Raw genomic sequence first — 7873 nt, forward strand, 5'->3', positions numbered from 1 at the left:
GGACGAAATTTTAAAAGAGTGCGAAATCGTACGAAATTTGGGCGTAAAAGCGGTTATTTTATTTGGAATCCCTAGCCTAAAAGATAGCGTAGGCAGCGACGCTCTAAGCGATGACGGCATCATAGCGACCGCGCTGCGAGCGATAAAGGATAAATTTCCTGATCTGGTCGTGATAACCGATCTTTGCTTTTGCGAGTACACCGATCACGGTCACTGCGGCATCCTAGACCACGTCCACCAGACCGTCGATAACGACGCGACGCTAGAGATCTCCGCTAAACAAGCGCTGATCCACGCCAAAAACGGCGCCGATATGATCGCTCCAAGCGGTATGATGGACGGCATCATCGCTACCTTGCGTGGGGCGCTAGATTTGAGCGGATATGAAAATTTGCCGATTATGGCGTATTCGACCAAATTTGCTTCGGCGTACTACGGGCCGTTTCGCGACGTAGCCGAGAGCGCGCCAAGTTTTGGCGATAGAAAGAGCTATCAGATGGATCCCGCAAACCGCCTAGAAGCCGTGAGCGAGAGTCTGGAGGACGAGGCGCAGGGGGCCGATATCTTGATGGTAAAACCGGCTCTGGCGTATCTAGATATCATCCGTGATCTGCGCGAAGCGACGAGACTGCCGATCTGCGCGTATAACGTGAGCGGCGAATACGCCCTACTAAAAGCTGCGGCAAAAGCGGGCGTCATCGACTACGAGCGCGTGATGATGGAGACGCTAGTCGGGTTTAAGAGAGCGGGGGCGGATATGATAATTAGCTATCATGCCAAAGAAGCCGCCGCTTTACTAAGAAAATAGCGGCTCGTCTTGCGAGTATCTTTGCTTGATTTCGTAAATTTCGCCCTTCGATAGGCTACATGCCTTATCTTGGGACGAAATTTACTTCAAAACAAGCAAATCTATCTCGCGATACTTCGCCTTAAAAATTTGTGGGCAAATTTGGGAATTTAAAGGGGGCAAAATGCGGCACTTTTTGACGTTAAACGATTTTAGCAAAGACGAAATCATCGAAATTTTAAATTTGGGTTTGCAGATAAAAAAAGAGGCGAAGGCGCGAGATTTTAAGCCGTATCTAAAAGATCAAAAATTAGCGATGATATTTGAAAAAAGCTCGACTAGAACGCGAGTTAGCTTTGACGTAGGAATGAACGAGCTTGGCGGTCACGCGCTGTTTCTCAGCTCGAGCGACATCCAGATCGGGCGCGGCGAACCGATAAAAGACACCGCGCGCGTGATCTCGCGAATGTGCGATCTCATCATGGCTCGCGTTAATCGCCACGAGACGTTAGAGGAGCTTGCTAAATTTAGCCGCGTACCCGTGATAAACGGACTTAGCGATAAATTTCATCCCGCGCAGCTGATGGCCGATCTCATGACGGCGGTCGAATGCGGGCTAAAAATAGACGAGATAAAAGCGGCGTTCGTGGGCGACGGCAATAACATGGCGCACTCGTGGCTGATGTTAGCTAGCAAGCTTGGCTTTGAGCTAAGGATCGCTACGCCAAAGGGCTACGAGCCGGACGCCGACGTCGTAAATTTAGCTATGAAAAACGCACAAATTTCGGGAGCTAAAATTTATCTAACTCATGACGTAAAAGAAGCCGTCTTGGGCGCTAACCTCGTCACTACCGACACCTGGGTCTCGATGGGGCAGGAGGCGGAAAAAGAAAAGCGCTTAAAAGACTTCGCGGGCTTTTGCGTGGATGAAAATTTGATGAGTTTAGCCGCGCCGCGAGCGATATTTTTGCACTGTTTGCCTGCCTACCGCGGATACGAGGTGAGCGAGGCGGTGTTTGAAGCGCATGCGGATGAGATTTTTGCCGAAGCCGAAAATAGACTGCACGCGCAAAAAGGCGTGATGGTTTGGCTCGATAGGCATCGAAACGGGTAAGTTAAGGAAGTAAATGAAAGAAAAAAATCTACAAAAAACATACGAAAAAATCGACGAAATTTCGGGCGAGCTCGGGATAAAAGAGGGCGAGAAAACGATATTTGAGATCGTGCCGACAAGCGATCCTAATCAAATGAGCCTTAGCCTAAAAAGCGGCTCGTGGGACGGAGTGGAGCCGTGGTTTGGCATTGACGAAAATCAAAATTTACACACGATGGTTTCGTTAAAATCGCTCTCGCAGCTCATCGAAGCCTACCGCAACGTCCAAAAGGAAAATTTCGAGCTAAGGCTTGAAAAGACGATCTGGCAAAACGTACCGATAGACTTCGCCGACGTTTGGGTCGTGGCGATGGACGAGATACGTAAGATCGCCGCAAAAAATAAAAATAAAAAAAGCATCGACGTAAATTTGGAAAAACTGGTAAAGGGTATCAAAAAGCAGTATCCGAATTTGTTCGTCGATATGCAGAATTTAATGAAAAACGCAAGGAATAAAACGCTATGATAGATTTTGACGCTTACGTGAAATATTCGCGCCCCGGGCCGCGATACACGAGCTATCCGACCGCGCCCGAGTTTAGCGATAAATTTGGCTACGAAGACTACCTGCGGGAGCTAAAAAACCGCGACGCCTCGCGCCCGCTTTCGCTTTATTTGCACCTGCCGTTTTGCCGCAGCGCCTGTTATTTTTGCGGTTGCAACGTGATCTATACGAGCAAAGAGGACCGCAAAACGCGCTATATGGAGTATCTGCAAAAAGAGCTTGATCTGCTAGCGGCAAACCTCGACACGAACGCGCCCGTGCTGCAAATGCACTTTGGCGGCGGCACTCCGACATTCTACGGTGCGGATCAGCTAGATGAAATCATAAAAATGATAAAGGCTAAATTTAAAAATTTCTCGCCCGAGGCTGAAATCAGCTGCGAAATCGACCCGAGATTTTTGACCCGCGAGCAGCTTGATGTGCTCATTTCTCATGGCTTTAACCGCATCAGCTACGGCGTGCAGGACTTTGACGAGCGAGTGCAAAAAGAGATCCACCGCATCCAGCCCTACGAAATCACCAAAAACGCCGTGGATATGGCGCGCGCTAAGGGCATAAACTCGATAAATATGGACCTGATCTACGGCCTGCCGTATCAGACACTAGAGAGCTTTAAAGCGACGCTGGATAAGGCTTTGACGCTGTCTCCAGACCGCTTGGCGGTGTTTAACTACGCGCACGTGCCGTGGATAAAAAAATCCATGCGCAAATTTGACGAAGCCACGCTGCCTAGCCCTAAAACCAAGCTTGAAATTTTAAAGTACACGGCTGAGTTTTTTATCAAAAACGGCTACAAAATGATCGGCATGGATCACTTTGCAAAGCCGGGCGACGAGCTTTTCGGCGCGCTTGCTAACGGTACGCTTCATAGAAACTTCCAGGGCTACACGACCAAGGGCGGAGCCGATCTCATCGGCATCGGACTAACTAGCATCGGCGAGGGGCAAAGATACTACGCGCAAAATTTCAAAGACATGGACGAATACGAAAAAGCCCTAGATAGCGGCGTTTTGCCGTATTGCAAGGGCATTTATCTAACCGGCGACGATCTAATCAGAAAAGCCGTGATAATGAGCCTGATGAGCAACTTTGCGCTTGATATCAAGGCGGTCGAGGCTAAATTTGACATCAAATTTTTCGAGTATTTTAAAGATGATTTGGTCGAGCTTGAAAATTTGAGCGAATTTGTAACCGTAACGCCAGAAAAAATCAGCGTAAACGAGACGGGTACGCTGATCATACGAAATATCGCGATGTGCTTTGACGCGTATTTGAAAAAAATACCCGAAAATTTACGTCGATTTTCAAAAACGGTTTGATGGGCGGACATGTTTAAATTTAGCGAAATTTCAGATAAATGCGTAAAATGCGGCAAATGTATCCAAGTCTGCACGATCCACAATATAAACTCCGACGAAACAACCTCTCCGCGTGGCTTTCTGGATCTTGTGGGAGCTTACGAGCGCGGCGAGCTAAAGCTCGATAAAAGCGCGAAAAATATCTTTGAGAGCTGCTTTTTGTGCACGAACTGCGTCGAGGTCTGCCCAAACTCATTGCGCGTGGATACGGCGATAGAAAACGTTCGCCGCGATATCGCGGATAAATTTGGTATAGCGTGGTATAAAAAGGCATTTTTTTGGTTGCTTCGCCACCGTGCGGTTATGGATTTGGCGGCAAAGCTTGGCTACGTGTTTCAAAGCTGCGCGTTTAAGATCCGCGAAGGAGCGATGAGTCCGAGGTTTAGCCTGCCGATGGTGAAAAAAGAGCGGCTTTTACCTACTGCTAGCAAAAAGAGCTTTTTAAACTCGCACGCCGAGTTTATCGATAACGGCGGCGATAAAACCATCGGAGTTTTTATCGGCTGTATGGGAAACTACGCATATACTGGTATCGGCGAGGCTCTGGTTAAGATAGCGCGCGAGCTTGGATTAAATTTAAATTTGATGAAAAAGCAGGCCTGTTGCGGCGCGCCGGCGTATTTTACGGGGGATTTTGCGACGGTCGAGGTTTTGGCAAAGAGAAATATCGAGTATTTTGAAAAAATGCTGGGCGAACTAGACGCCATCATCGTGCCCGAGGCGACCTGTTCGGCGATGATAAAGATCGACTACGAGCACTTTTTCCATGATGACGAGCAGTGGCGAGAGCGCGCAAAAGCTGTGAGCAAGAAGATATTTTTAGCGACGGAGTATTTTGAAAAATTTACGAATTTAGCTGAAATTTTAGCTAAAAAAGGTAAAAACTTAGCCTCCGTGACATATCACGATCCTTGTCACGCTAGAAAAATGCAAGGCGTCTTTAAAGAGCCTCGCAAACTGCTCGCTCAAAACTACGAAATAACAGAAATGAGCGATCCAAACGAGTGTTGCGGTTTTGGCGGAGTGACGATGCAGTCTGAAAAATATCACCTAAGCCGTGCGGCCGGACAAAGAAAATCAGAGATGATAAAAAACTCTGGCGCAAAGATCGTAAGCGCTGAGTGTAGCGCCTGTAAAATGCAAATTTCAAATGCGCTACATATCGGCGGCTCAGACGTGAAGTGCGAGAACCCGATAGAGTTAATCGCAAGGGTGCTTGGATAGAGTTTGACTGTAAGTTTATATTTTTTTGTTGTATAATGATAAGACGGTCGGTCGATACTGTAAAATTTGATAAATATCCTAAGGAAATTTCGTGAAAAAGGTGATATTCGTTATTTTGATGTTTTTTGGCGCCTTGCTTGCAAACGACGAATATCATATTTTCGTAAGCGCTTTTGGCGACGACGTAAGCGAAAAGGCAATAGAAAGCACGCGAGTAGCCGTTGAAAAAAAAGTAGGTAGCCTGGAAGGCGTCGAAAAGGTCGTTAGCGGTAAATTCGGTAGATACCGTGCCATCGCGATAAAAACACAGCCTCTAAGTGGAGAAAAAATTAAAATTTTAATTAATAAAATAAAATCCGCAGGATACAAAGAGGCGTACGCCGGGATAGTAAAAAACGAAAATAACGACGATAAAGGCGCCCTTGATTCTAAAACCACTGCAGAAGAAAAAGACGTAAATATGCCGAAAAAACGAGGATTAAGAAAGAAGCCGGACCTATTTTTTAAAGAGGCTCCGGAACCAATGGGCTAAAATTTAGCTTGCATGTGCGGCTAAATTCTAATTTTTTATCCTTATTTCCAAAAAATTTTAAAAAAAGCTTGACTTTGAAAAGAAATTGGGCTATAATCCAACTTTCATAAATCAGGATGCTGGTGTAGCTCAGTTGGTAGAGCTACTGCCTTGTAAGCAGTGGGTCGGCGGTTCAAGTCCGTTCACCAGCTCCATTTCATAACAGTGTTTGACCAGAAATACCATTGCAAAGCATTTATTTTTTAAAATAGGGTGAGATACTCAAGTGGCCAACGAGGGCAGACTGTAAATCTGCTGACTATGTCTTCCGTGGTTCGAATCCACGTCTCACCACCATGCTACGCGCGGGAGTAGCTCAGTTGGCTAGAGCATCAGCCTTCCAAGCTGAGGGTCGCGGGTTCGAGCCCCGTTTCCCGCTCCAGATTTTGGAACTAAACTGGGAGCTGTAAGATGATAAAAATATTAAATTTTATACATTTTCTACAGCACACCTTTTTATTTTCATTTAGTTGTTTATACTTTGAAAAATTCTCTAATGCCAAGCGCTTGACGCTCATATGGCTCAGAGGTAGAGCACTTCCTTGGTAAGGAAGAGGTCGCGGGTTCAAGTCCCGCTATGAGCTCCACGGATTTTAGAGAAGTAAAATTAAGTATAAACTAGAATTGCAAATATCACTACGGAGGAAGAGATGGCAAAAGAAAAATTTTCACGTAACAAGCCACACGTAAACATCGGTACTATCGGTCACGTTGACCATGGTAAAACAACTTTGACAGCTGCAATTTCTGCTGTTCTTTCAAGAAAAGGTCTTGCTGAGCTAAAAGACTATGATAATATCGACAACGCCCCAGAAGAGAAAGAGCGCGGTATTACCATCGCTACTTCTCACATTGAGTACGAGACTGAGAATCGCCACTATGCGCATGTTGACTGCCCAGGTCACGCCGACTACGTTAAAAACATGATTACCGGTGCGGCTCAAATGGACGGCGCCATCCTAGTTGTTTCTGCTGCTGACGGTCCAATGCCTCAAACTAGAGAACACATCTTGCTATCTCGCCAAGTAGGCGTTCCATATATCGTTGTTTTTATGAACAAAGCTGATATGGTTGACGATGCTGAGCTTCTTGAGCTAGTTGAGATGGAAATTCGCGAGCTTCTAAACGAGTACGATTTCCCTGGTGACGATACTCCAATCGTAGCAGGCTCGGCTCTACAAGCTCTTAATGAGGCTAAGGCTGGAACAGACGGCGAATGGTCTGCAAAGGTTCTTGAGCTTATGGCTAGAGTTGATGAGTATATTCCAACTCCAGTACGCGCAACAGACAAAGATTTCTTAATGCCTATCGAGGACGTTTTCTCTATTTCTGGTCGCGGTACGGTTGTTACCGGTAGAATTGAAAAAGGCGTCGTCAAAGTCGGCGATACCATCGAAATCGTAGGTATTAGACCAACTCAAACTACTACAGTTACCGGCGTCGAGATGTTTAGAAAAGAAATGGACCAAGGCGAAGCAGGCGATAACGTAGGCGTTCTTCTAAGAGGCACAAAAAAAGAAGATGTTGAGCGCGGTATGGTTCTTTGCAAACCTAAATCAATTACTCCTCACACTAAATTTGAGGGCGAAGTTTATATTTTAACAAAAGAAGAGGGTGGACGCCACACTCCATTCTTTAACAACTATAGACCGCAATTCTATGTAAGAACGACTGACGTTACTGGCTCTATCACTCTTCCAGAAGGAACAGAGATGGTTATGCCTGGTGACAACCTAAAGATAACTGTTGAGCTTATTGCGCCAGTTGCTCTTGAAGAGGGAACTCGCTTTGCGATTCGCGAAGGCGGTAGAACAGTCGGCTCAGGCGTTGTTTCTAAAATTTTAGCATAATCTAATTTATAAATTTTAGCGGAGACTCTTCTCCGCTTTTTGAAGGGAATTTATGGCAAAAGGTAATAGAATAAAAGTCGGTCTTAAATGTTCTGAATCGGGTGATATAAATTATACTACAGTAAAAAATAGTAAGACAACGACCGAAAAATTGGAACTAAAAAAATATTGCCCAAGACTAAAAAAACATACTGTTCATAAAGAAGTTAAGTTAAAGAGCTAAGGCTTTTTAGGGCAATAGCTCCAACGGTAGAGCGCTGGATTCCAAATCCAATGGTTGGGGGTTCGAATCCCTCTTGCCCTGCCAGTTAAAAAGGTTAGAGATGGGAAAAATAATAAATTATATAAAGCTTTCTCGTGCTGAACTAGGGAAGGTTATCTTTCCACTAAAAGAACAGATTAGGAATGCTTTTATAACGGTTTTT

General features: G+C 45.5%; 8 protein-coding genes, 5 tRNA genes and 1 pseudogene. All 14 read left to right on the forward strand.

Annotation, left to right across the window (positions count from 1 at the left end; genetic code table 11):
• Positions 1 to 808: porphobilinogen synthase (gene hemB / locus Q0200_RS03835; protein WP_297937967.1), on the forward strand; the 808-nt coding region annotated here is incomplete at its 5' end.
• Positions 809 to 971: 163 nt separating this feature from the next.
• Entirely contained in the window at positions 972 to 1901 is a 930-nt protein-coding gene (gene argF / locus Q0200_RS03840; RefSeq protein ID WP_297937969.1) for an ornithine carbamoyltransferase, read from the forward strand.
• 13 nt (positions 1902 to 1914) lie between these two features.
• Positions 1915 to 2406, forward strand: coding sequence for a DUF2603 domain-containing protein (locus Q0200_RS03845; RefSeq protein ID WP_004318434.1), 492 nt, complete (start codon positions 1915 to 1917; stop codon positions 2404 to 2406).
• Positions 2403 to 3764: an oxygen-independent coproporphyrinogen III oxidase gene (gene hemN / locus Q0200_RS03850; RefSeq protein ID WP_297937973.1), complete on the forward strand. Its 1362-nt coding sequence runs from the start codon at positions 2403 to 2405 to the stop codon at positions 3762 to 3764. Before Q0200_RS03845 ends, hemN begins: the two co-directional genes overlap by 4 nt.
• 9 nt (positions 3765 to 3773) lie before the next feature.
• Positions 3774 to 5027, forward strand: a complete 1254-nt coding sequence (locus Q0200_RS03855) for a (Fe-S)-binding protein (RefSeq protein WP_297937976.1) — start codon at positions 3774 to 3776, stop codon at positions 5025 to 5027.
• Between the two features lie 91 nt (positions 5028 to 5118).
• On the forward strand, positions 5119 to 5559 hold the full coding sequence (locus Q0200_RS03860) for a hypothetical protein (protein ID WP_297937978.1): 441 nt from the start codon (positions 5119 to 5121) through the stop codon (positions 5557 to 5559).
• Between the two features lie 118 nt (positions 5560 to 5677).
• Positions 5678 to 5753 (forward strand) — tRNA-Thr (locus tag Q0200_RS03865).
• 57 nt (positions 5754 to 5810) lie between these two features.
• Positions 5811 to 5895: transfer RNA gene (locus Q0200_RS03870), tRNA-Tyr, on the forward strand.
• An 8-nt stretch (positions 5896 to 5903) separates the two neighbouring features.
• A tRNA-Gly gene (locus tag Q0200_RS03875) sits at positions 5904 to 5980 on the forward strand.
• Between the two features lie 130 nt (positions 5981 to 6110).
• Positions 6111 to 6185, forward strand: a tRNA-Thr gene (locus tag Q0200_RS03880).
• Positions 6186 to 6248: 63 nt separating this feature from the next.
• Positions 6249 to 7448 (forward strand): elongation factor Tu, encoded by a 1200-nt coding sequence (gene tuf, locus Q0200_RS03885; protein WP_002947618.1) that lies wholly within the window; start codon positions 6249 to 6251, stop codon positions 7446 to 7448.
• 52 nt (positions 7449 to 7500) lie between these two features.
• A complete protein-coding gene (rpmG, locus tag Q0200_RS03890) occupies positions 7501 to 7671 on the forward strand; it encodes a 50S ribosomal protein L33 (RefSeq protein ID WP_004322121.1) in 171 nt (56 codons plus the stop codon).
• A gap of 8 nt (positions 7672 to 7679) precedes the next feature.
• Positions 7680 to 7755 (forward strand) — tRNA-Trp (locus Q0200_RS03895).
• Positions 7756 to 7771: 16 nt separating this feature from the next.
• Positions 7772 to 7873 (forward strand): annotated as a pseudogene (locus Q0200_RS03900) (preprotein translocase subunit SecE); the annotation flags it as partial.

The organism is uncultured Campylobacter sp. (assembly GCF_938045225.1).
GTDB lineage: Bacteria > Campylobacterota > Campylobacteria > Campylobacterales > Campylobacteraceae > Campylobacter_A.